We start from the raw sequence: 21899 nt of genomic DNA, 5'->3' as shown, positions 1-21899 counted from the left end.
GCCATGCCAGACATGGATGTAACGTATGACGAGATGACCTCGGCCGGTGACCGGCTCATCAGCGAGCAGGAGCAGATGGACGCGAAGCTCAGCGAGCTTCAGTCGTACATCCAGGGCCTGGTGTCGGACGGTTACGTGACCTCGCGTTCCTCCCGCGCCTTCGAGGAGTCCTACACCCAGTTCACCGACGGCGCCCGCAGCATGCTGGAGGGCCTGAACGGCATGGGCCAGTTCCTGCGGACCGCGGCCCAGACGCTGGAGGACACCGACGCCCAGCTGGAGAGCACGATCCGGGGCAACTGAACGACCCGTCATCCGCGAGGGGTTCGTGTCCGACCGGGGCGGCTCCCCCGCGCGCCGTGTGCGCGCCCGGGGGGCCGCCCCGGCGGTTTTTCCCGGACGCGGGGAGAAGGGCCGCCCTGGGTTTGCGGGGGCTTTGCTCGAATCCCGTGCGGAATGGGGCGCGTGAGAAGGCCGCGCGCGGACGTGGGGATATCGCGGAAATCCCGTGACGAACGATCTCCGCGCCGGCCGCCGTAAAGCGGCCATTCCCGCGCCCGCGCGCACGCCCGCCCTTCCGGGACGGCTCAGCGGGCGGTGGTGACGGTGAACAGGCCCACCTCCTCGCGGTCCTGCGTCACCTCGCGGAACCCGGCCCGGCGGGCCCACGCGGCGACCTGCGCGGCGGGGCGGCAGCGCGTCGGCCCGGGTCCGCCGTCCCGCTCGCGCAGGGCGCCGGCGATCGGATCCCGCCGCGGGTGCCGGGTCCGGATCGTGAAGATCAGCGCGCCGCCGGGGGCCAGCAGGCCGCGCAGCCGGGCCAGCGAGGCGCGGATCAGGTCCTCGTCCAGCACCAGTTCGTACAGCCCCGCGACGAGAATGACGTCCGGGGCGTGCGCGGGCGGCTCGGGGTCGAAGGCGTCGCCGCGCTCGTAGACGATCCGGGTGAGCCCCCGCTTCCTCGCCTCGGCGCGCCCCTGGGCCAGCCCGAGGACGGCGACGTCGCGGCAGATCACCTCGACCGCGTCGTGCGGGTGGTCGGCCAGCAGGTCCTGGAGGTAACGCCCGGTGCCGGCCGCCACGTCGAGGATCCGCACGGGGTTTTCGGGGTCGGTGGGGCGGCGGCGGGCGATCTCCTCGTGCAGCGTGCGGCGCAGCAGCAGGGCGCGGGCGCGGACGGCCCGGCAGCCGGGGGCGTCGAGGTAGGCGCGGTCGATCAGGCGGCCGATGCCGAGGCTGCCGCGGGCGCGGTCGAGATAGACGTGGTCGAGCGCGGGGCCGCTGTCGAAGCCGTGGCGCAGGCCCGTCCTGATCCCCTGGCTGGTGCGGCCCACGGTGCGCAGCAGGCCGCGCAGCAGCGCCCGCCCGACGCGATCCGCGAACGCCAACGGCAGGGGCCGGGCCCGGCGCGCCACGCCCGCCGGGTCGTTCACGGCCTTAGCGGGGCGGTTCATCGAGGCGTGTCCTTCCATGTGTGCCAGCCTCGCGGCGGCAGCGGGGCGCGGGCATCCGTCGCGCTACTCAGGGGGGCGGGAGGGCCGTACTCAGCCGGGGTGAGTACGGGAGGGGCGGGCCGGATCGCCGCCGCGCCGGAAACGATTGCCTCTGGATAGTTCTCGATATATCGTTGACGTGTCGGCAACGGAAGGCCGACATCCGAACGAGCCGGGAGATCCCCGGATCGACACCCAGAGGAGTCATCCATGCACAAAATGCGCATGCACCCCGGACACCCCTTCGACCGGCGCGGCGGCGAGTTCCCCCCCGGCTTCAGACGGCGGTGGGAGGGGCCGCCCTTCGACCGCGGCATGGGCCGGCCGGGCGGCTTCGGCCGCCCCGGCGGACGCGTCCGCGCACGGCGCGGCGACGTGCGCGCCGCGATCCTCGCGCTGCTCGCCGAACGCCCCATGCACGGGTACGAGATGATCCAGGAACTGTCCGAGCGCACCGGGGGCGCCTGGCGCCCCAGCGCCGGCTCGGTCTACCCGGCCGTCCAGCTCCTGGAGGACGAGGGCCTGGTCACCGCCGACCGCGAGGGCGGCCGTCGGCTGCTGCGGCTCACCGACGAGGGCCGCGCCGCCCAGGAGGCCGGCCCCGGGGAACGCCCTTGGGAGCAGGTCGCCGCGGGCGTCGCCCCCGGCCGCAGGCACCTGCGCGACGGCATCGGCCAGTTGGTGGTCGCCGCCCGCCAGGTCGCCGAGGCCGGCACCGAGGAGCAGCAGACCGAGGCCGTGGAGATCATCGCCGAGGCCCGCCGCCGCCTCTACCGGCTCCTGGCCGGCGAGGAGACGACGGGCCAGGAGGCCAGGAACGGGGAGGCGGGTCAGGAGGACGCGCGGTGAGCGCGCCAGTCCTCCTTCAGCCTCTCCCAGCGGGCCGCCTGACCCGGCGTCAGGCGGCCCCGGAGCTCGGCCAGTTTGAGGAGATTGGCCTCGGCGTCGGTGGTCAGGGTGCGGGCCTCGGCCCGGTAGTGGTCGTCGATGAGGGCCTCAGTCTCCGCCTCGTTCATCACCGGAACGACCCGCTCGGCCAGGCGGTTGGTGTTGCGGTAGGAGCCCTGGAGACGGAAGGGCGGCTCGGTGCGGGTGGCGTCGTCCTGGCCGGCCGAGGCGATATAGGCGGCGTTGACGGCCAGCGTCGTGCGCTGGATGTGCAGCAGCCTGCGCAGGACGGCCAGCACGCGCTCCAGCTCGGCCGGGGCGTAGGGGTGCGACAGCCGGTCGGCCGAGGCCGTGGCGTCGCCGCGCGCGAGGCGGACGAGCAGCTCGGTGTCGGCGCGGTCGCGGCCGGCGAGCGGGGCGAGCACGGGGTTGGCGGTGAGGGCGTTCTCGATGTGGCTGAGGGCGAACAGCTCCTCCCGGCCCGCGAGGACGTCGCCCAGGTTCCACACGTCCGCGCGGTTGGCCAGCATGTCCGGCAGCCGGAAGCGGGTGCCGGACTCGGTGAAGGGGTTGCCCGCCATCGACACGGCGAAGCGCTTGCCGCGCAGGTCGAAGGTGGCCGGCGCGCCGTCCGAGGCCCGCACCCCGTCGACGCGGCGCTGGGCGTCGGTCAGCGGGATGAAGCGCTGCAGGAGCTCCGGCGAGACGTGCTGGATGTCGTCCACGTGCAGCAGGACGTTGGTGCCCAGCTCCAGGGCCAGGCCGATCTTCCCGACCTCGCGGCGGGCGGCGGCGTCGGGGGCGGCGGCCGGGTCGAGTGAGGTGGTGCCCTGGCCCAGGGCGGGGCCGTCCACCCGGACGAAGGCCAGCCCGAGCCGGGCGGCGACGTACTCCATCAGCGTCGTCTTGCCGTAGCCGGGCGGGGAGAGCAGGAGCAGCAGGCCCTGGCTGTCGGTTCGGCGCTCCTCCCCCGCACCGCCCAGTTGCTTGGCGAGGCTGTCGCCGATCAGCGGCAGGTAGACCTCGTCGATCAGGCGGTTGCGCACGAACGCCGGCATCACGCGCGGCCGGTGGGTCTCCAGGCGCAGCCGCTCGCGTTCTGCCTCCAGCAGCGCGGCGCGGCGGCGGGTGAAGGCGCGGTGCGCGGGCACCCGAGTGGTGCGGAACTCCCCGGTGCGGGTGAGGAATTCGTCCAGCCGCAGCGTCAGCCTTCCGCCCCGCACGCGGGGGTGGCTGCCCAGCAGCCCCTCGGCCGAGGCGGTCAGCCCGGCGTCCACCGGCCGGTGGCCGACCAGCCCCTCGCACAGCTCGACGGCGACGGCCTCGGGCAGGTCGGCCTCGTCGAGGCCGCAGGAGCGGGCGAACGCCCCGAGCCAGGCCCTCAGCAGCTCCGCGCGGGCCGCCAGGCCGGGGAGGTCCTCGCCCAGCGCGTGCAGTTCGCGGGTCAGCTCCTTGGCCCCGGGCCCGCCGAGCGCGGCGCGGAACTCCTCCCGCAGTGCGCGGGCCCCGCCGCCGACCGCGAAGTCGGGTCCGCCGCGGGCCAGTTCGTCGTAGAGGTAGGCGCCGGCCGCGGCGGGGTCGGCCTCCGGGCCGGGGAACGCCAGGCGTTGCCCGAAGGCGGCGACGGCGGCGGTGAGTTCGCCGGTGAGCGCCTGGACGGCCCCCGTGGTGGCGGCCGTTCCGAAGGTGGCGGCGGCGCGAGCCAGGGACTGGGCGCGGGTGGCCAGGGCGGCCCGCTCGGCCGGGGCGCAGCCGTGGGCCCAGTAAAGCTGGGCGGCGGCGCGGGCCGGGGCGGGGTGGCGCAGCAGGTCGGCACTGCGGTGCAGGGCGAGCAGGGCGGTGAGGATGACGGTGGCGTCGTGGTCGTGGACGCCGCGGTCGTAGCCCTCGTCGAAGGCCGACTCGGCGGCGGCGCGCACGAGTGCGGCGACCGTCTCCCCGGTTTCGGGGCCCTCCGCGGAGGCGGTGGCGGCGAGGGCGGCGGGCAGCACTCCGGCGGCCAGGTGCTCGGCCCGGTAGACGGCGGGGGACTCCGAGACCAGCGGCTGGTCGAAGAACTCCCGGGCGGCGGCCAGTCCGGCCTCCCGGACCGGGGCGCGGTAGTCGGTGCCGACGACGGCGAAGGCCAGGCCGTCCGCGCCGTGCGGGACGAGGGTGAGGTCGAGCGGCTGGGTGGTGACGGAGAAGCGGTGGCGGCCCAGGCGGATGGTGCCGTCGGCCGCGCGCAGGTCGGCGCGGTCCCGCAGAGCGCGCACGGCCTCCTGGCGGGCGGCGGTCAGGCGGCCCTCCAGCTCGTCGGCCGGCACGGTGGCCCCGGCCTCCCGCAGCTCCCCGGCGGTGGCCCGGATCCGGGCCACCAGCGGGTCGCCCGCGAAGTAGGCGTGCACGGCGGCGTCCGTCTCCAGCGCGGCGGCGCGGCGGGCGACGGTCTCCAGCAGCCGGCCGGCGGAGCCGGTCAACCGCTGGGCGTGGCGGGCGCGTTCGTCCAGCGCGGCCTGGCGCCGGGCGGCGAAGGTCTCGTGGATCTCCTCGCGGCGCTCGGCCAGGGTGGCGGCGAAGTCCTCGTGCTCCGCGAACCGGGCGGCGAGGTTCTCCACGTGGAGCAGGAGCCGCCCCAGGTGCTCGTCGCACTCCTCGGGGGTGCGGGCGGCGGCCAGCGCGGCGACCACCGACTGCCCCAGCAGGGCGAACTCGGCGGCGAACTCCGCTCGTCCCTCGGCCTCCGCCAGCTCCCTGCGCCGGCCCTCCAGCACGGCGCGGGCGCGGTTGACGGCGCCCAGGACCTCGCCGATGCGCTTCAGCAGGCCGGTGCGGACGGTGGCGTCCGCGATGTCCAGACCGCCGATGACCTCGGTGACGGTGCCCAGCCGCGCGGCCTCGGCGTCGATCTCCCCGGCCAGGGGCGCGGCGTGGGCGACGCTGTCCACGGCGGCGGCGCGTTCGGCCAACTGCCGTACGGCGGCGAGGGTTTCCTCGAAGGCGTCGGGCCGGGAGAGGGCGGCGACGGCGCGGCGGCCGGTGGCGGCCAGGGACTCGGCCAGCCGTCCGGCGAGGGCGTCCACGCGGGCCGGGTCGGCGTACTTCACCTCGCGCAGCGTCTCGGCGCGGCCCTGGGCCTCGCGCAGCTCCGCGAGCAGGGCGACCCAGCCGGCGGCCCGGCGCGGGGCCTCGCCGCGGGCGCGCCGCAGCAGCGCGGTGACCTCCTCCTCGGCGGCCGTCAGCGACTCCTCGGCCTGCCGCCGCAGTTCGGCGACGCGCCGGTACTCCTCGACCACGGCCGCGGCTGCGGCGCGGACTTCGGCCAGGGGCTCGTGGAGCGCGGCCAGGCCCTCCTGCCGCAGCCAGGGGTGATGGTCGGCCAGCCCGTCGCAGGCGGCGACGATCCCCTCGAACACGGCCGTTCCGGGGGCGAGTTCGGTGGCCATCCGGGCGACGGTCAGGGCCCGGGAGACGCCGCGGACCAGCTCGGCGTTGCCGATCCTGGCCAGGGGGCCGGTGCCCGCGGGGCGCCCTGCGGCGTGCGCCTCGGAGACGAACGGGGTCCGCCACAGCTGCACGGGGTGGACGCGGCCGGGCTCGGGGGTCGCGGCGCGCAGCAGCGCGAGGGTGCCGTCCTCCAGCAGGGCGTGGCCCTGGGCGCTGAGGGGGGCGGCGACCTCCTTGCGGATGAGGTTGTAGGGCAGCAGCAGGCAGCGGCCGTCCCCGGCGGCGCGGGCCCGGAAGAGGTAGAGGACGTCCTCGCCGTTGGGGGCGTGGACGGTGCTCTCGTAGGCGAACTCCCCGGGCGGGCCGGGGATGTCGAACGTCCGGGCCGCGGCCCCGGCGGGGGCGTCGGCCAGGCAGTAGCCGCCGGGGAAGACGATGCCCTGGTCCTCGGGCAGGGCCCGGCAGTCCTGGCCGATGCCGTCGAGGCGGACGAGGTCCCCGGTGCGGGTGTTGAAGACGAAGTGGCGCGGCGCGGGCTCGTTGTAGGGCAGGACGCGCAGCAGGAGCAGGGGCCCGACGCGGGCGTGGGCGACCTGGGCGTCGGCCAGGGACTGGAGGGGCTCCTCGACGGGCTCGTGGTGCACGCCGTCCGGCCTGCCGGTGTCGTTGGCCGTCTTGAGGGTGAGCCGGCCGCCGAGGGTGGAGACGAAGAGGGTGCCGTCCACGGCGATGTGCGGGTGGGGGCCGGGGACGTGGCTCTCGCGGCCGGCCTCGGTCCACGCCAGGCCGCCGGGGGCGGGCCGCAGGTGCTCGCGTTCGCCCTTGGCGTCCTCGTAGGCCGGGCGGCCGTCCGGGTGGAGGCGCCAGCGCAGGACGCGGATGTCGCTCTCGCGCTCGCCGGTGGACCAGACGGCCAGCAGCCGGGAGGCGGACCGCCGCAGCCGGGTCAGGCGGGCGCCGCGGAAGTAGCGGTGCAGCTCCTCCAGGTCGCGCCGGAAGTCCGGGGCGTCCAGCAGGCCGGGCACGGCGTCCTCGGGGGCGGGCGCGGCCTCCCCCTCGGGGCCGAGGCGGTGCAGGGTGAGGGTGTCGCGGCCCGTGGGCACGTGGGCGGCGAGCAGCAGCAGCCCGCCGGCGTGCGCCAGGTCGCGCGGCAGTGCGGGCTCCCCGGTCTCCAGCGTCGCGGTGGCGGCCAGTTCGAGCCCCCCGCCGCCGAACGCCTCCACGCGCCGGGCGTTCAACTCCTCCGCCCGCGCGGCCAGATCGCGCGCCGCGGCCGTCATCCGCCCGAGCAGCACCTGGTAGCTGCCGGCCTCCGCCTCGCCGCCGGGCCCGTCGGCGTCCCCCTGGCCGGACAGGCCGCCGTCGCCTCCGGAACGGCCGCGCCCCGCCGCCGCGCTTCCCGGGACTCCCCCCGCGGCGGCGCGCGGCACCTGCCCGCTGCCGGCACCGGGCGGGTCAACGCCCGCCACCGCGGGGCCGCCTGCCTCCGGCCTGCCGCCGGGCACCGCCACGCCCGGACCCCCGGCCGCCTCCGCCGCCTCGCTCACGGTCACCCTTCCTTCCCCATCTCCTTGCCGGCCCCTGCCCGGGGCCGCCTCACCGCGAACGCCCGCAGGACCGCCCGCCGTCGCGCGCCCGTCACCGCGCCGCACGTGCCGGACGGCGCCCGGCCCGGGGCGCGGGCGCGGCCACGCGACCCCCGCCCCTCAGGCCGGGGGCGTGCCGGGCCCGGAACGGCCCGGGCGTGCCGCCCCGCAACGGCCGGGCGGCGCGGCCTACTTGTGCAGCGTCACGCCGTTGGCCGCGCCCGCCGGGGCGGGGCCAGCCATCAGCTCGGCCAGCGGCGTGTCGCCCAGGCCCTGAGCCCGGACGGCCTCCAGCAGCGGGCCGAGGCGGTCGGCGCCGTCCCCGCCGCGGGCGATCAGCGTGGACAGCAGCCCGGCCAGGGTCAGGTCGCGCACGCCCGCCGCGCCGAGGCCGCCGACCATCGCGCTCAGGTCGCGGGTGAAGGTGGAGCCGTCCTTGTCCAGCCAGGGCCCGGCCAGCGTGCGCGCGCTCTCGGAGCGCTCCACGAACGCGTCCAGCCCCTTGCCCGCCGTGATCGAGCCGACGAGCCGGTCGAAGAAGACCGAGTCCCCGCCGACGATGTCGATCCGGGCGTTCTCCAGGCCGGTGCCCACGAGCGTGGCCTGCGCCTCCGCGATCCGCCGCTGGACGTCCAGGCCGGCGATCCGGATCTCCTTCTCGGCGTCGATGCGCAGCCGGTACTCCTCGTGGTCCCGGCTCGCGGCGTCCAGCGCGGCCATGGCCCCGGCCTTGTCGCGGATGCCGGTGGCCTCGGCCTGCATCCGCTCGCGCAGGGCCTCGGCCTCCGCGAGCCCCTTCTCCTTCTCGGCGACCGCCTCGGCGATGCCCATCTCCTTGGCGGCCTCGGCCTCCGCGTGCTTGGTGCGGGCGATGGCGTCGGCCATCCGCTCCCGCACCTCTGCCTCGGCCAGCCCCTCGGCGGCGCTCTGCGCCCGGGTGCCCTCGGCGGTGCGGATGGCGGCCTGCGCGTCGAGGTCGGCGGCCTTGCGCCGGGCCTCGGCCATCTCCAGCAGCTCGCGGGCGCGGTGCGCGGCGGCGGCCTCGGCCGCCTCGGCGGCCTTGATGTCCTTCACCAGCCGCTCCTGCGCCTCGGCCTCGGCGGCTATGACCCGCCCCTGGCGTTCCCGCTCGGCCTCCTCCACCGCGCGCAGCTTCTTGATCTCCTCCTCCTGCTCGGCGACGGTCTTCTCGACCGCGATCCGCTCGCGCACGACGTCGGCGATCTCCCGCTTCTCGCCCTCCAGTTCCTTGTCCTTGGCGATGCGCTGCAGCTCCGTCTCCCGCTCGCGGGCGATGACCTCGAGGACCCGGTCCTTCTCGATGCGCTCCTGCTCCACGGCGACGACCCGGTCGCGGTTGAGGCGGGCGACGACGATCTCGCGCTCGCGGTTCTCGTTCTGCACGCCGAGCTGCTCGTCGGTCTTGATGGCGGCGCTCTGGGCGCGCAGCCGCTCCTCGGACTGGATGCGGAAGGTCTCGGCCTCCTCCCGGGCGCGGGTGGTCTCGATCTCGCGCTGCTGTTTGATCTCGGCGTCGGCCTGGCGGCGTTCCAGCTCCAGGACGGCCTCGCGGGCGTCGACGTTCTGCCGGGTGATCTCCTTCTCCTCGGTGCGGCGGAACTCGTTGGTGAGAACGTTCTGGGCCGCGGTGAGTTCGGTGATCTTCCGGATGCCCTGGGCGTCGAGGATGTTGTCCTTGTCCAGCGCGGACAGCGGGGTCTGCTCCAGGTAGTCGATGGCCGCGTCCTCCAGGCTGTAGCCGTTGAGGTCGGTGCCGATGACGGCGATGATCCGGTCGCGGAACTCCTCGCGCTTGGTGTAGAGGTCGGCGAAGTCGAGCTGCTTGCCCACCGTCTTGAGGGCCTCGGAGAACTTCGCGTTGAACAGCTCCTGGAGCGTGGCCCGGTCGCTGGCGCGCTGGGTGCCGATGGCCTGCGCCACCTTGATGACGTCCGAGACCGTCTTGTTGACGCGTACGAAGAACGAGATGCGGATGTCGGCGCGGATGTTGTCGCGGCAGATCAGGCCCTCGCGGCCGGTGCGGCCGATCTCGATGGCCTTCACGGAGATGTCCATCACCTCGGCCCTGTGGAGCACGGGCAGCACCACCGCGCCGGTGAAGGTGACGTCCACCTTCCGGACCTTGGAGATGATCAGCGCCTTGCCCTGCTCGACCTTGCGGAAGAGACGGCTGAGCATGAACAGGACGGCGATGAGAATGATCAGCAGGGCTGCGACGAGCACGCCCAGGCTGGTGCCCACGGTGTCCATGGTGAGTGGAGGCCCCCCTCGTGAAGTGCGGTGGAACGACGGCTGCTCGACGCCGCGTCGTGCCCGGCGGCCGGGCGGGTGGTGCGAGGCGAATGGCGGGATGACGTGAAGGCGGAGTGTCCGCAACCGGAAGGACGCGCTCAGGCCAGTGCGCGGTTCTCCCCGGGCGAGGATTCGCCCGAATCGTAGGGCGCGACCCAGAAGTACTGCCCCTCGGGCTCGTAGCCGAAGATCAACGCCCGCCGCCCGGCGCCGAGTTCGGCGGCCTCGGGTCCCTCGGCGCGGACCTGCACGACGGAGGTGCCACCGTCGTCGGCCGTCACCTCCGCCTGGCCGAACCGGTCGGTGACCCGCCCGGTGCGGATGACGCAGACCCTGCCGACGAAGTCCTCGTGGTAGATGCCGCGTTCGGCCGCGAACGCCCGGCGCAACGGCCGCACCAGCGCCGCCGCGCCGGCCCACCCGGCCAGCAGGGCGACGGGCAGCGTGGCCACGCGCGGCCAGCCGGGGTCGAGCAGCTCGGTGCCGGCCATCGCGACGAACCAGCCCACGGCGATCACCAGCGAGACGGGCAGCGCGGGCGGCACGCCGCCGAGACCGGCCAGGGCCAGCGCCCCGGCGAACGCCCCGCCCTCGCCCCCGGGCGCGGCGTCCTCGCCGACGGAGGCGCCCACGCCGAAGACGACCGAGAAGATCCAGTAGAGCAGGACGACGGCCAGCGGAAAGGTGAGGACCGCGGCCGGGAAGCTCAGCGCCGTCTCCGCGAAGTCCCCGAGGTCCGGCATCCGGACCACCCCCCAGTGCTCACCGTCGGAAACCACTGCGATCCTAACGCGACCCCTGAGGTTTCGGCAGGGTCACGTCACGGGCCGGGATGCCGGGCTAGGGTGCTGACCGGCGGGCCGCGCCGCGTGCCCGCCGCCCGCCCAGCCGCCGGTGCGGGCGTCCGCCGGGCCGGCGGGCGCGGGACCAGCGTTCAGGAACAGCAGGAGCAGGGAGCGAGGACAGCACGGCCATGGCCTCCCCGACCGCTCCGCCGCGCCGACGGCTGGTCCTCAATACGCACCCGGCCCGCCTGGTCGCCCTGGCCTTCGGCGTCACCGTCCTGCTGGGCACCGCCCTGCTGGCGCTGCCGGCCGCCCGCGCGGGCGAGGAGTCGCCGAGCCTGCTGACCGCCCTGTTCACCGCGACCTCGGCCGTGTGCGTCACCGGCCTGGCCGTGGTGGACACCGGCACCTACTGGAGCGGCTTCGGCGAGGGCGTCATCCTCGTGCTGGTGCAGGCCGGCGGCTTCGGGATCATGACCCTGGCCTCCCTGCTCGGCCTGCTGATCGCGGGCAAGCTGCGGCTGCGGATGGCGCTGGTCACCCAGGCCGAGGCCAAGGTCGGCATCGGGGACGTGCGGATGGTGCTGCTGAGCGTCGGAGCGATCACCGTCGTCGCCGAGTCGGTGACCGCCGCGATCCTCACGCTGCGCTTCCGCCTCGGCTACGACATGACCTTCGGCCGGGCGCTCTACGAGGGCGTCTTCCACGCGGTGGCCGCGTTCAACAACGCCGGATTCGGCCTGCGCCCGGACAACCTCGTCCCCTACGCCGACGACCCGTGGATCCTGCTGCCCGTCGCGGGCGCCGTGATCCTGGGCGGCCTCGGCTTCCCCGTGGTCATCGAGCTGCTGCGGCACCGCGCCCGCCGCCGCGCCACCGGCCTGCGCGGCTGGTCCCTGCACCTGAAGCTGACGCTGCTGCTCAGCGCCGTGCTGCTGGCCGCCGGAACGCTGCTGACCCTGGCCCTGGAGTGGGGCAACCCGGGAACGCTGGGCCCGCTCGGCGCGGACGACAAGCTGCTGGGGTCGTTCTTCCACTCGGCCATGTCCCGCACCGCCGGGTTCAACGCCACCGACGTCGCCGCGCTGGAGCCTGCCACGCTGCTGGCCACCTGCGTGCTGATGTTCATCGGCGGCGGCAGCGCGGGCACGGCCGGCGGCATCAAGGTGACGACCTTCGCCGTGCTGGGCGCGGCGATCCTGGCCGAGGTGCGCGGCGAGCCCTCGGCCGAGGCGTTCCGCCGCAGGCTGCCCCCGCAGGTGCTGCGGCAGGCGCTGACCATCGCGCTGCTGGGCGTCGGCCTGGTCATCGCCGCCACCATCCTGCTGCTGACCCTGGTGGACGCCCCGGCCGAGGCCGTGCTGTTCGAGGCGGTCTCGGCCTTCGGCACGGTCGGGCTGACAGCCGGGCTGACGGCGGAGCTGTCGGGACCGGCGCAGCTGATCCTCGTCGTACTGATGTTCATCGGCCGGCTGGGGCCGATCACCCTGGCCTCGGCGCTGGCGTTGCGCGAGCGGACCCGCCGCTACCAGCATCCGGAAGAACGTCCGATCATCGGCTAGCGACCCTGGGAAGGCCATGAGCAATTACCTGCACTCCGTACGCCGCAGGCGCGGCAAGCGCCCGGCGCACGCCCCCGCCGGGCAGGACGGCGGCGATCAGCGGATCGCGGTGATCGGCCTGGGCCGGTTCGGCAGCTCGCTGGCCGAGGAGGTGATGCGGCGCGGCTGGGAGGTCCTGGGCGTGGACGAGGACGAGCGGCTGGTGCAGCGGCACAGCGACGCCCTCACCCACGCGGCGGTCGCGGACTGCACGGACGTGGAGGTGCTGCGGCAGCTGGGGGTGAGCGAGTTCCCGCTGGCGGTCGTCGCCATCGGCACGGACATCGAGGCGAGCATCCTGGTCACCTCCAACCTGCTGGACGAGGGCGTCCCCACCATCTGGGCCAAGGCCATCAGCCGCCAGCACGGCCGGATCCTGGAACGCCTGGGCGCCCACCACGTGGTGCTGCCCGAGCACGAGATGGGCGAGCGGGTGGCACACCTGGTGACCGGGCGGATGCTGGACTTCATCGAGTTCGACGACGACTACGCGCTGGTCAAGACGGTCGCGCCCCAGGTGGCCACCGGCGTGCCGCTGGGCGTGAGCGCGGTGCGCAGCAAGCACGGCGTGACGATCGTGGGCATCAAACGGCCGGGGCGGGACTTCACCTACGCCGACGCGGAGACGGTGGTGGAGTCCGGGGACGTGCTGATCGTCACGGGCCGGACGGCGGCGGTGGAGGCGTTCGCGGAGCTGGACTGACCCCGCGCTTCTGACCTAGACATGACCGTCCGCTGTGACGGACGCCCTGATGACGATCACACCGGGGGCGGGTACGGTGTAAAGAAAGCGTCAGGACGGGTCCGACATGCCCGGAGTGACGCCACAGGTGCGCCGGGAAGTCTGGTCGGCACGAGGATACGGACCTAGCCGCATCCTCTCTTATCCGCCCGTACCGGACGAAAGGCACCACCCCATGACGCCGCCGCCCGCGCTGCCCTCTCCCTTCCACCGCCGCTCCCGCGAGGAGCGCGCCGAGGAGCGCAACCGGCGGTCCGTCGCCGAGTTCCTGCGCCTGGAGACCACCGGCGGGATGCTGCTGCTGGCCGCCGCCGCGCTGGCCCTCGTCCTGATCAACTCCCCCCTGCGCGACGCCTACCTCGACCTGCGCGACGCCCACCTCGACATCCCCGCCCTCGACCTGCATCTGTCCGTGGGCCACTGGGCCTCCGACGGCCTGCTGGCCGTGTTCTTCTTCGTCGCCGGCATCGAGCTGAAGCGCGAGCTGACCGTCGGCGAGCTGCGCCGCCCGGCCGCCGCCGTCCTGCCCGTGGTCGCCGCCATCGGCGGCATGGCCGTTCCCGCGCTGATCTACGTGGCGGTCAACGGCCTGGGCGACGGCGACCTGGGCGGCTGGGCGGTGCCGATGGCCACGGACATCGCCTTCGCGCTGGGCGTGCTGGCGGTCGTCGGGCGCCATCTGCCCTCCGCGCTGCGGACGTTCCTGCTGACCCTGGCCATCGTGGACGACCTGATCGCGATCGTCGTCATCGCCATCTTCTTCACCTCGGGCCTGGACCTGGCCGCGCTGCTGGGCGCGATCCTCGGCCTGGTCGTCTTCGCCCTGCTGCACCGGCGCGGCATCCGCGGCTGGTACCTGTACGTGCCGCTGGCGCTGGCCGTCTGGGTACTGATGCACCACAGCGGCATCCACGCCACGATCGCGGGCGTCGCCCTGGGCATGCTGCTGCGCACCACGTCCAACGACGACGAGGACGAGTCCCCGGCCGAGCACATCGCGCACCTGGTGCACCCGTTCTCGGCCGGGGTGGCGGTGCCGGTGTTCGCGTTCTTCGCGGCCGGGGTCGAGGTCTCCGGCGGCACGCTCGGCGACATGGCGCGCGAGCCCGAGGCCCTGGGCGTCACGCTCGGCCTGCTGGCCGGCAAGACGATCGGCGTCTTCGGCGCGACCTGGCTCACCGCGCGCTTCACCGGCGCCCGCCTCAGTCCGGACCTGAGCTGGCCCGACGTCCTGGGCGGCGCGATCCTGGCGGGCATCGGCTTCACCGTCTCCCTGCTGATCGCGGAGCTGGCCTTCGCGGACCTGCCGGAGCTGGAGGAGCACGTCAAGGCGGCCGTTCTCCTCGGCTCCCTGCTCTCGGCTGCCCTGGCCGGCCTGCTCCTCTCCGCCCGGGGCCGCCGCTACCGTGCGGCGGCGGCCCCCTCGTCCTAGGGGCTCGCCCTAGACCCTCCCCCGGAACCGCCCGGCGTGCTCCTCCACCCACCGCGCGAACGTCCGCGCCGGGCGCCCGGTCACGCCTTCCACCGTGTCCACGACAGTCATGGCGTCGGCGCCCGGGTCGGCGTACCAGCCGATGACGTAGTCGGCGTCCTCCCGGGACACGCCGGTGGCCATCAGCCGCTCGACGGCCTGCTCGTGGCTGATCGTCTCGAACGCGATCGGGCGCCCGGCGACCCGCTCCAGCAGCACGATCCGCTCGCGCGAGGTCAGCGCCTCCGGCCCGGTGAGGTTGTAGGCGCGCCCGGCGTGCCCCTCCTCCAGCAGCGCGACGGCGGCCACGGCCCCGATGTCGCCCTCGTGCACGAGCGCGCTGGGGTGGTCGTACGGCTCCCGCACGACCCCCTCCTTCAGGATCGAGTCGGCCCAGGTCAGCGTGTTGGACATGAACTCCTGCGGCTCCAGCCGCGTCCACTCCACCCCCGACTCCGCCACGGCCTGCTCCACGGGCCCGACCCACCCACCCCACACCACACTGATCCGCCGCACCCCGGCCCCCACGGCCCGCCGCACCAACTCCTCCCCCACGTCGGCCAGCCCGGCCGTCACGGTGATGTGCAGCCGGCTCACCCCCTCCAGCGCCTCCCCCAACTTCTGCGGCTCGGTGTGCGTCGCCTCCACGACCTCCACCCCTGCGGGAAACCGCACCACCCCGGGCCTCCGCGTCAACGCCCGCACCTTCTCCCCCCGCCGCACCAGCTCCGCCACGACATGCCGCCCCGTGTTCCCCGTCGCCCCGGTCACCAAGGTCGTCACAGCACTCTCCTTCCATCGGTCCTGTCCCACCCGACGCTAAAACCTCAACTTACCTTGAGGTCAAGAACGGCTAGCCGGTGAACTCCCGCGCCCGGGACCCGGTCGACAACTGACCTGCCGGAGTCCCCTCATGATCTTTATGCCAACTCGCGCATGGCCCTGTCCGCGCATGGACGGCCGCGCCCACCGCTCCGTACGGTCGGTGCACCACTCATACACTCAGGGGGTTCGGCATGGCCCGTGAGGAACTGATCAGGCTTACCGGCAACGGAAGCGGCGAATGCGGGCAGGGCGACTGTCCGAACGTCTACCGGACCGAGCGCGGCTCGTTCGTCGTCCAGGGTGACGTGTCCCGGGCGTTCACCCCGCCCGACGGGGAAGGGCTCGTGGAGCTTCCGGAGAACGTGCTGAGGGAGGCGTTCCGTGCTCTTGGATGGTGACGAATGGGCAGCCAAGTTCCGGACTTTCCAGCAGGAAGCCTGGAGGCTTGAGACCTGGCCGCAGTACCTCGTGCCGCAGGAGGCAGACGAATTTGCGGCCTTCAGGAACGGAGCCCGTTTCCCAGGCCCGTACGAGGACGCCTGGACGCGGATGGTGAGCACCCGAAATGTGGGGCGCGTCCACATCGTGTCCCGTCCCCTGACCGACTATCTGCGCTTCGAATTCGAACGCTACTACCAGCACCAGGCGCGGGCCGGAGAAGACATCAGGATTCTCGACGTCACGGAACAAGAGAACCCGCTGCCGGGAGTGCAGGACTTCTGGATGTTCGATCAAACCACCATCGTTCTCATGCACTACGAGCCGGACGGCAAGCAAATCGGCCGCGAATTGTACGATGGCGACCCTGCGCCGTACATCGAATATCAGCGCATCGCCAAGGCGGCGTCTACACCCTTCCTGGAGTATGTGAAGGAGTGACGTTCGAGCCAGAACGGCTGGGGCAGTCCGCGCACGAGTTGGCCGCCCTGCTGAAGAACCTCCGCAGAACCGCTCAACTGCCGGGTGACCGGCTGGCCAAGCGCTGCAACATGTCTCAGTCGAAGATCAGCAGGATCGAGAATGGCAAAGTACGTCCGTCCCTCGTCGACGTGGAGCAGATCCTCAAAGCCTTGGACGCGCCGCCCGCGATAGCCGCCGACGTCCTGGCGCTGGCCCGCGTCGCGAACACCGAGTGGCAGGGATCCAGGAGCCTTCGCAGGAAGGGCTTGGACAAGAAACAGCTGGAGCTGGCGGGACTCGAACAGACGTCGGCGGAGTTCCGTTACTTCCTCCTCTCCATGCTCACCGGCCTTCTCTCCACTCCGGAGTACGTTCGCGCGAGTCTCGCCCACATCCCTGGAGACCACAGCAGGACCGTCGCCCGGAAACTGGAGCGCCAGGAAATTCTCTACGACAGGACGAAGCGGTTCACCTTCATCCTCACGGAACAGGCGGTCAGGTCACCCTTCCTGCCGCGCGAGGACATGGCCGTACAGATCGACCGGCTAGCGACGCTGACCCGCCTGCCGAATGTCCGGCTCGGTGTGCTCCCCATCGAGACTCAGCTGCCTGGCACCCCTCTCAACACCTTCACCATCTACGATGCGCGCATAGCCACAGCCGAACTCTCCGCCGGCGTCATGGTGTTCCGCGACCCGAGAGACGTCAACGGCTTTCTGGAGGAGTTCGAGTCGTACAAGGAGCTAGCACTGTTCGGTGAACCTGCGCGGAGCTGCCTGACCGGCTGGGCCGACCTGTACCGCCGATGATCTTTAGTCATCAACGTGCATGACGATCGTCAGTTCTCGCTCGGCGTTGGACCATAAGTCGATCGCTGAAATCTGCGTCCACACCGGACGACTTCAGCTCGGCGCTCTCCGGCACGTCCTGAGGGCGGCCCAGTCACGTCAGGAGAGAGGAACTCATGGAAGAGGTAAGCGCGTTACTGACGCCCGCAGGCTGGCAAGGTGTCATCGCGACGGTCTCCGACAACAACCCCGCAGCGGACGAGGCGACGGCCCGCCGAATCTTCGCCGAAGCGCTCAAGTTCGTGGATACCGCCGCTCGCTTCCCTACCGCGTTCATGACGCCGTCGAACGTCGTGGACGAGGGATGGCACGCCCTGATTCTCCACACGAACCTGTACGAAAACCTGTGCAGGCGGCTGGGACGTTTCGTGCACCACTGGCCCGAACGACCCGATGCACGGCGGCACGACGGTCATGCTCTCGCCGGCACAGTGGCCCTGATCGAACAGGCTGGGCATCTCGTCGACGGCGCATTATGGAGGGGGCCGGGCAGCACCCTTGTCGGTGTGGTCGCCAACTGCTCCCACACGCCCAAGCCCGGGGGCTGCGGGCCCATCAATCCGGGCAACTGCGCTTCGCACTGCTCAGGCGGAAGCGGCGGCGGGAACGTCACGTAGGCTGCCGGCACCGGACCCGGAAGGAAGCGCATGGATGCGGAGCAGGCACGGCGGGTGGACGCTGTGCTGAGGCGGCTGGGAATTCCCGGCGTGGTCGCACCGGAGGACCCCGACGACTCCGGCGGTCCGTGGCGCGTGTACGACTCGGCCGACACTGCGACGCGCCAGGATGTCACCGCGGAGGCGCTGGCGGCCGTGGCCGCCCGATTCCCCGATGAGAAACCCAGTGCGGGACCGACCCGAGGGTTTGTCGTCCCTCCTGGGAACGGGTAACGCCTACGGTCCTTCAACGAGCCGATGGGCTTCTCCCGTCGAGACCTGCGGGAGAAGCCCATCCGTGCGGCGCTCCCCGAAGAGCCGAAAACGCGACGGCCCTGGTAGCCGCAACGAGCCAGTGGCGCCCCCTTGGGTCGACGGACGCGTGAACCAGCAGGACGATTGGACGCTCTATCGTGCCCCCGTGATCAGGTGCGTGGCGTTGGACATCGGCGAGACATTGATGCGGGACGACCGCTACTGGGGGGCGTGGGCGGACTGGCTGGGGGTGCCCCGGCACACGCTGTCGGCGCTGGTCGGCGCGGTCGTCGCCCAGGGCCGGGACAACGCCGACGCGCTCAGGCTCGCGCGGCCCGGCCTGGACGTCGGCGCGGAGTACGCGGCCCGGGAGGCGGCGGGGCAGGGCGAGGTGCTGGACGAGAGCGACCTGTACGCGGACGTGCGTCCGGCCCTGCGGGACCTCCGGGCTCTGAGTGTTCGCGTCCTGGCCGCGGGCAACCAGACAGCCCGCGCGGGGGCGTTGCTGCGCGGGCTCGCGCTGCCCGTGGACGCGGTCGTCACGTCCGGCGAGTGGGGCGTCGCGAAGCCGGAGCCCGAGTTCTTCCGCCGGGTGGCGCGGATGGCCGGGGCGTCGCCGGCCGAGGTCCTGTACGTCGGGGACCACCCGGCGAACGACGTCTTCCCCGCCCACGCGGCCGGCCTGCGCGCCGCGCACCTGCGCCGGGGGCCGTGGGGGCACTTCTGGGCCGACGATCCGGAGGTGCGACGGGTCGCGGACTGGAGCGTCGGCAGCCTGGCGGAGCTGTGCGACATCGTCGCGGCCGGCGTCGGGCGCGTCGGGGCGTGACCTCGCCAGGAGCGGTCGGCGCGGGGCCGCCTCGGGGGGACAGCGCTTACGCTGGCGGAATCACGTCAGTTGAGAGAGAGGCAGGGCCCGTGTCCGCCGACGCCACCTCGTACTCTTCGCCGGAGCCGCTGACGTTCGGGCAGCGCATGCAGGTCCTCCGCGTGCGGAGGGGAATGAGCAGGCCGGTGCTGGCCGGGCTGGTCGGGATGTCGCCCTCGTGGGTGAAGCAGGTCGAGGCCGGGCGCCTCCAGACGCCGAAGCTGCCCATGATCCTGCGGATCGCGGAGGCCCTGCGCGTGCGTGACCTCGCGGAGTTGACGGGGGATCAGTCCCCGCACGTGGAGCTGTTCGCCGGCCCCGGGCACGCCCGGCTGCCCGCCGTCGCCGCCGTCATCAACGCCTTCCCGCTCGCCGCCGAGGACCGGGCGGCCCCTGCGGCCCCGCACCTGCGTGCGCGGCTCGCCCGCGCCTGGGCCGCGCGGCACGCCTCGCCGCACCACCGCGAGGCCATCGGGGCGCTGCTGCCCGGCCTGATCACCGACGCCCAACTCGCCGCCCGGCAGGCCGAGTCGGCAGCCCAGCGGCGCGCGGCGCAGGCCGTTCTCGCGGAGACGTGGAGCCTCAGCCAGTTCTTCCTCGCCTACCAGCCCGACGCGGCCCTGCTGTGGCGGGTGGCCGAGCGCGGCATGGTCGCGGCGCAGGAGTCCGAGGACCCGCACGCCATCGGCGTCGCGGCCTGGCTGCTGGCGCAGGCCCACCGAGACGCGGGGCCGGGGCACTTCGAGGCGGCCGACGCGGTGACGCTGGGGACGCTGCGGTACTTGGAGCCCCTGCTGGCCGAGGCGACGGACGAGGTGCTGGCCATCGCCGGTGCCCTGCGGTTCGAGGCGGCCTACACGGCGGCCCGGCGGGGCGACACGGGCGTGGCCTGGGGATGGTGGGACCGCGCCGACGAGATCGCCCGGCGGCTGCCCGCCGACTACTTCCATCCCGTGACCAGCTTCTCCCGCGCGATCATGGGTCCCCACGCGGTGACGGTGGCGGTCGAGCTGCGCGCGGGCGGCGAGTCGGTCCGCCAGGCCACGGCCTCCCAGGACGTTGCCCTGCCCTCCCGGCCGCGCTCCGCGCGCCACCGGATCGAACGGGCCCGGGGCTACCACGTCGCGGGCCAGGCGGAGACCGCGCTCGCCACGCTGGAGCGGGCGTTCGAGGACGCGCCCGAGACGATCCGCTACAACGGCCACGCCCGCAGCCTGATCCTGGAGGAGACGGAGGCCCGCTCCCCGGAGCGCCGCCGCCGCGCCGCTCAACTCGCCGTCAAGGTCGGCCTCCTGGCGGCCTGATCGCACGTTCGAGGGGCACACTGTGTGCCCCTCGGCATGGCCAACCGCTCCTACGGTCGGTGATCAGTCGATCACGAGAGAGACCTGGAGCTGACGATGACGATCAACGACCCTCTGCGGCCCGAGTGGTTGCCCAGGGACGAGTTTCTGCCGATGGCGCTCGTGCCGTCGGGGCGGTGGTGGCACGGCGTGCGGGTGCCGCCCGCGACCGCGCCGATGGTGCTGGCGCGGCTGAACTGCCATTCCGGGCCGGTGATCGAGGACCTGCCGGGGTGGACGTGGCTGGTGCCGCTGGACGCGGGCGAAATGCCACTATCCGGCGCTCAATTGCTGCCCGAGGGGCACCTGGTGGCCGTGCCGCCGCCGGGGCGGCGCCACCGGGGACACCCGCGCTGGCTCGGCGCGCTCACCCCCACCTGCCTCACTGACTCCCGTCACCTGCGCCAGGCCCTGACCGCCATCGGCACCCCCGGGAGGACGGCATGACCAACCCACTCCCGCCCGCGCGGCGGCTCGTCCGATGTGACGGGTGCCCGGAGTACTTCCCGGAAGGGTCGGTGCATGTGTGTGGGCCGCCGCCGGAGCTGGCCGGGGTGGATTTGGAGGCGAGGTTGTCGTTGGGGCAGTGGGCGCAGGAGGAGTGTGTGCTGTGCGGGGTGGCGTTCGACGGAGAAGAGAAGACGCGGACGCTGGGGCCCGTCTTCGACCGGATGCGGCAGCCGCACATGGTGCGGGCCTGCGCGGACCAGTGCCGGGGGAAGGCGTGATCGCCGTACCCGTCCTCGTGGACACCAAGAGCGTGCGGCGGGGGGACCAACTGCTCGTCGGCGGGCAGGCGTTCACCGTCGTCGACATCCTCGGGCAGCCCCGGGGAGGGAAGCGGCTGGACCTCGGGGACGGCGTTCAGCTCGTGATACAGCCGAACACCGTCCTCTACGCCACCCGGACCGTCAGGCCCAGGCGGCGGTGATGAGGAGGCGGCTCACCGGGCTGGTTCGGTCCGCATCGCCTGCGTGCCCACGACCGTCAGCAGCGCAAGCTTCTCGGCCGTATCCGTCCCGGCGCGCGGGGTGAACCAGAGGAGCCGCTGGCGGCCGTCCTCGCTGAAGAGGCTGAGGCAGGTGAGGTCGAGCAGGCCGACGGTGGGGTGGATGATCCGCTTGCGCTCGTCCCTGCGTACTCCCACGTCCTGGTCGGCCCAGAGCGCCCGGAACTCCGGGGACTGCTCCAGCAGTTCGTCCACCAGGGCGGTCGCCTCGGCGTCCCCCGGGCTGCGCCGCCCGACCGCCGCGCGCAGGTCGGCGACGAACGAGCGGGACTGCGGGGCGAGATCCTCCCGCGGATAGATCCGCCGCGAGGCCGGGTCGGTGAACCACCGGTAGATGAAGCTCGCGGCGCGGCCGCGGTGCGTGGACAGGTCGCCGAGCAGCGCGGTGGCGAGCGCGTTCTGGACCAGGACGGTGTGCAGGTCGGTGCTCACCATCGCCGGGGTGCCGTCGATGCGGGTCAGCAGGTCGAGCATCGCGGGGTGGACGTGCGAGGCCGTCCCGCCCTGGGGCGGGATCGGGCGGTTCGCCAGCCGGTACAGGTGGTCGCGTTCGTCGTGGCTGAGGCGCAGGGCGCGGGCGAGCGCGGCGAGCATCTGGTCGGAGGGCTGCGAGCCAGCACCGCGCTCCAGCTCGGTGTAGTACTCCACCGAGGCGCCGGCCAGAACCGCGACCTCGTCGCGCCGCAGGCCGGGGACGCGGCGCCGCGGGCCGGGCGCGAGCCCGACCTCCTCGGGGCGGATCCGCTCGCGCCGCGAACGCAGGAAGCCACCGAGTTCGGCGTACCTCGTCTTCGACATGGGCCCAGCCTCCCCGCGTGGGGCCGCCGGCGCCAGGGGACGACGTCCCCACCTTCGGAAGCAACTGTCGCGTGCCCGCGCCGCGCCTCAGA

Annotated in this window: 20 protein-coding genes; 14 read left to right on the top strand and 6 right to left on the bottom strand. The window is 73.5% G+C overall.

Annotated elements, in window-relative coordinates; genetic code table 11:
- Nucleotides 1-12 precede the first annotated feature (12 nt).
- The gene (locus RM780_RS05210) at nucleotides 13-303 is read left to right on the top strand and encodes a WXG100 family type VII secretion target (protein WP_311629283.1); all 291 of its coding nucleotides are present in this window, start codon (nucleotides 13-15) and stop codon (nucleotides 301-303) included.
- Between the two features lie 284 nt (nucleotides 304-587).
- On the opposite strand, the gene RM780_RS05205 is transcribed toward RM780_RS05210, so the two are convergent.
- On the bottom strand, nucleotides 588-1454 hold the full coding sequence (locus RM780_RS05205; protein ID WP_311629282.1) for a class I SAM-dependent methyltransferase family protein: 867 nt from the start codon (nucleotides 1452-1454) through the stop codon (nucleotides 588-590).
- 249 nt (nucleotides 1455-1703) lie between these two features.
- Between RM780_RS05205 and RM780_RS05200 the strand changes: the two genes are divergently transcribed.
- Nucleotides 1704-2342 (top strand): PadR family transcriptional regulator, encoded by a 639-nt coding sequence (locus tag RM780_RS05200; RefSeq protein WP_311629281.1) that lies wholly within the window; start codon nucleotides 1704-1706, stop codon nucleotides 2340-2342.
- On the opposite strand, the gene RM780_RS05195 is transcribed toward RM780_RS05200, so the two are convergent.
- The 3 genes from RM780_RS05195 to RM780_RS05185 all read right to left on the bottom strand — a co-directional run bounded on the left by RM780_RS05195 (nucleotide 2324) and on the right by RM780_RS05185 (nucleotide 10485).
- Nucleotides 2324-7087, bottom strand: coding sequence for a DNA repair ATPase (locus RM780_RS05195; protein ID WP_311629372.1), 4764 nt, complete (start codon nucleotides 7085-7087; stop codon nucleotides 2324-2326). The genes RM780_RS05200 and RM780_RS05195 overlap by 19 nt on opposite strands.
- Before the next feature lie 495 nt (nucleotides 7088-7582).
- Entirely contained in the window at nucleotides 7583-9664 is a 2082-nt protein-coding gene (locus RM780_RS05190) for an SPFH domain-containing protein (RefSeq protein WP_311629280.1), read from the bottom strand.
- A 140-nt stretch (nucleotides 9665-9804) separates the two neighbouring features.
- Nucleotides 9805-10485, bottom strand: a complete 681-nt coding sequence (locus RM780_RS05185; protein ID WP_311629279.1) for a hypothetical protein — start codon at nucleotides 10483-10485, stop codon at nucleotides 9805-9807.
- Between the two features lie 194 nt (nucleotides 10486-10679).
- Here RM780_RS05185 and RM780_RS05180 point away from each other — a divergent pair, with 194 nt between their 5' ends.
- The 3 genes from RM780_RS05180 to nhaA all read left to right on the top strand — a co-directional run bounded on the left by RM780_RS05180 (nucleotide 10680) and on the right by nhaA (nucleotide 14266).
- Complete coding sequence (locus tag RM780_RS05180; RefSeq protein WP_311629278.1) at nucleotides 10680-12053, top strand: TrkH family potassium uptake protein; 1374 nt, start codon at nucleotides 10680-10682, stop codon at nucleotides 12051-12053.
- A gap of 16 nt (nucleotides 12054-12069) precedes the next feature.
- Entirely contained in the window at nucleotides 12070-12795 is a 726-nt protein-coding gene (locus RM780_RS05175) for a potassium channel family protein (RefSeq protein ID WP_311629277.1), read from the top strand.
- Nucleotides 12796-13009: 214 nt separating this feature from the next.
- Nucleotides 13010-14266 (top strand): Na+/H+ antiporter NhaA, encoded by a 1257-nt coding sequence (gene nhaA / locus RM780_RS05170; protein ID WP_311629276.1) that lies wholly within the window; start codon nucleotides 13010-13012, stop codon nucleotides 14264-14266.
- Nucleotides 14267-14275: 9 nt separating this feature from the next.
- Here the strand turns inward: nhaA and RM780_RS05165 are convergent, their stop codons facing one another.
- The gene (locus RM780_RS05165; RefSeq protein ID WP_311629275.1) at nucleotides 14276-15088 is read right to left on the bottom strand and encodes an NmrA family NAD(P)-binding protein; all 813 of its coding nucleotides are present in this window, start codon (nucleotides 15086-15088) and stop codon (nucleotides 14276-14278) included.
- A gap of 233 nt (nucleotides 15089-15321) precedes the next feature.
- Here RM780_RS05165 and RM780_RS05160 point away from each other — a divergent pair, with 233 nt between their 5' ends.
- From RM780_RS05160 to RM780_RS05120, 9 genes are all read left to right on the top strand, one after another.
- A complete protein-coding gene (locus tag RM780_RS05160) occupies nucleotides 15322-15528 on the top strand; it encodes a hypothetical protein (protein WP_311629274.1) in 207 nt (68 codons plus the stop codon).
- The gene (locus RM780_RS05155; RefSeq protein WP_311629273.1) at nucleotides 15512-16009 is read left to right on the top strand and encodes a DUF6879 family protein; all 498 of its coding nucleotides are present in this window, start codon (nucleotides 15512-15514) and stop codon (nucleotides 16007-16009) included. The genes RM780_RS05160 and RM780_RS05155 overlap by 17 nt, the downstream gene beginning before the upstream one ends.
- The gene (locus RM780_RS05150) at nucleotides 16006-16839 is read left to right on the top strand and encodes a helix-turn-helix domain-containing protein (protein ID WP_311629272.1); all 834 of its coding nucleotides are present in this window, start codon (nucleotides 16006-16008) and stop codon (nucleotides 16837-16839) included. The genes RM780_RS05155 and RM780_RS05150 overlap by 4 nt, the downstream gene beginning before the upstream one ends.
- Nucleotides 16840-16994: 155 nt before the next feature.
- Nucleotides 16995-17495, top strand: a complete 501-nt coding sequence (locus RM780_RS05145; RefSeq protein ID WP_311629271.1) for a glycine-rich domain-containing protein — start codon at nucleotides 16995-16997, stop codon at nucleotides 17493-17495.
- A gap of 460 nt (nucleotides 17496-17955) precedes the next feature.
- On the top strand, nucleotides 17956-18618 hold the full coding sequence (locus RM780_RS05140; RefSeq protein WP_394812886.1) for an HAD family hydrolase: 663 nt from the start codon (nucleotides 17956-17958) through the stop codon (nucleotides 18616-18618).
- Nucleotides 18619-18764: 146 nt separating this feature from the next.
- The gene (locus tag RM780_RS05135; RefSeq protein WP_311629370.1) at nucleotides 18765-19961 is read left to right on the top strand and encodes a helix-turn-helix domain-containing protein; all 1197 of its coding nucleotides are present in this window, start codon (nucleotides 18765-18767) and stop codon (nucleotides 19959-19961) included.
- Nucleotides 19962-20057: 96 nt separating this feature from the next.
- The gene (locus RM780_RS05130; protein WP_311629270.1) at nucleotides 20058-20447 is read left to right on the top strand and encodes a hypothetical protein; all 390 of its coding nucleotides are present in this window, start codon (nucleotides 20058-20060) and stop codon (nucleotides 20445-20447) included.
- Nucleotides 20444-20728 carry a hypothetical protein gene (locus RM780_RS05125; RefSeq protein ID WP_311629269.1) on the top strand — a complete coding sequence of 95 codons (285 nt, stop codon included), beginning with the start codon at nucleotides 20444-20446 and terminating at the stop codon, nucleotides 20726-20728. Before RM780_RS05130 ends, RM780_RS05125 begins: the two co-directional genes overlap by 4 nt.
- Entirely contained in the window at nucleotides 20725-20931 is a 207-nt protein-coding gene (locus RM780_RS05120; protein ID WP_311629268.1) for a hypothetical protein, read from the top strand. The genes RM780_RS05125 and RM780_RS05120 overlap by 4 nt, the downstream gene beginning before the upstream one ends.
- A 12-nt stretch (nucleotides 20932-20943) precedes the next feature.
- Here RM780_RS05120 and RM780_RS05115 read toward each other — a convergent pair whose 3' ends face one another.
- Nucleotides 20944-21807 carry an MmyB family transcriptional regulator gene (locus tag RM780_RS05115; protein WP_311629267.1) on the bottom strand — a complete coding sequence of 288 codons (864 nt, stop codon included), beginning with the start codon at nucleotides 21805-21807 and terminating at the stop codon, nucleotides 20944-20946.
- Between the last annotated feature and the right edge of the window lie 92 nt (nucleotides 21808-21899).

The organism is Streptomyces boetiae, from assembly GCF_031845405.1.
Lineage (GTDB): Bacteria > Actinomycetota > Actinomycetes > Streptomycetales > Streptomycetaceae > Streptomyces > Streptomyces boetiae.
This window is presented reverse-complemented; position numbering and strand designations above follow the sequence as displayed.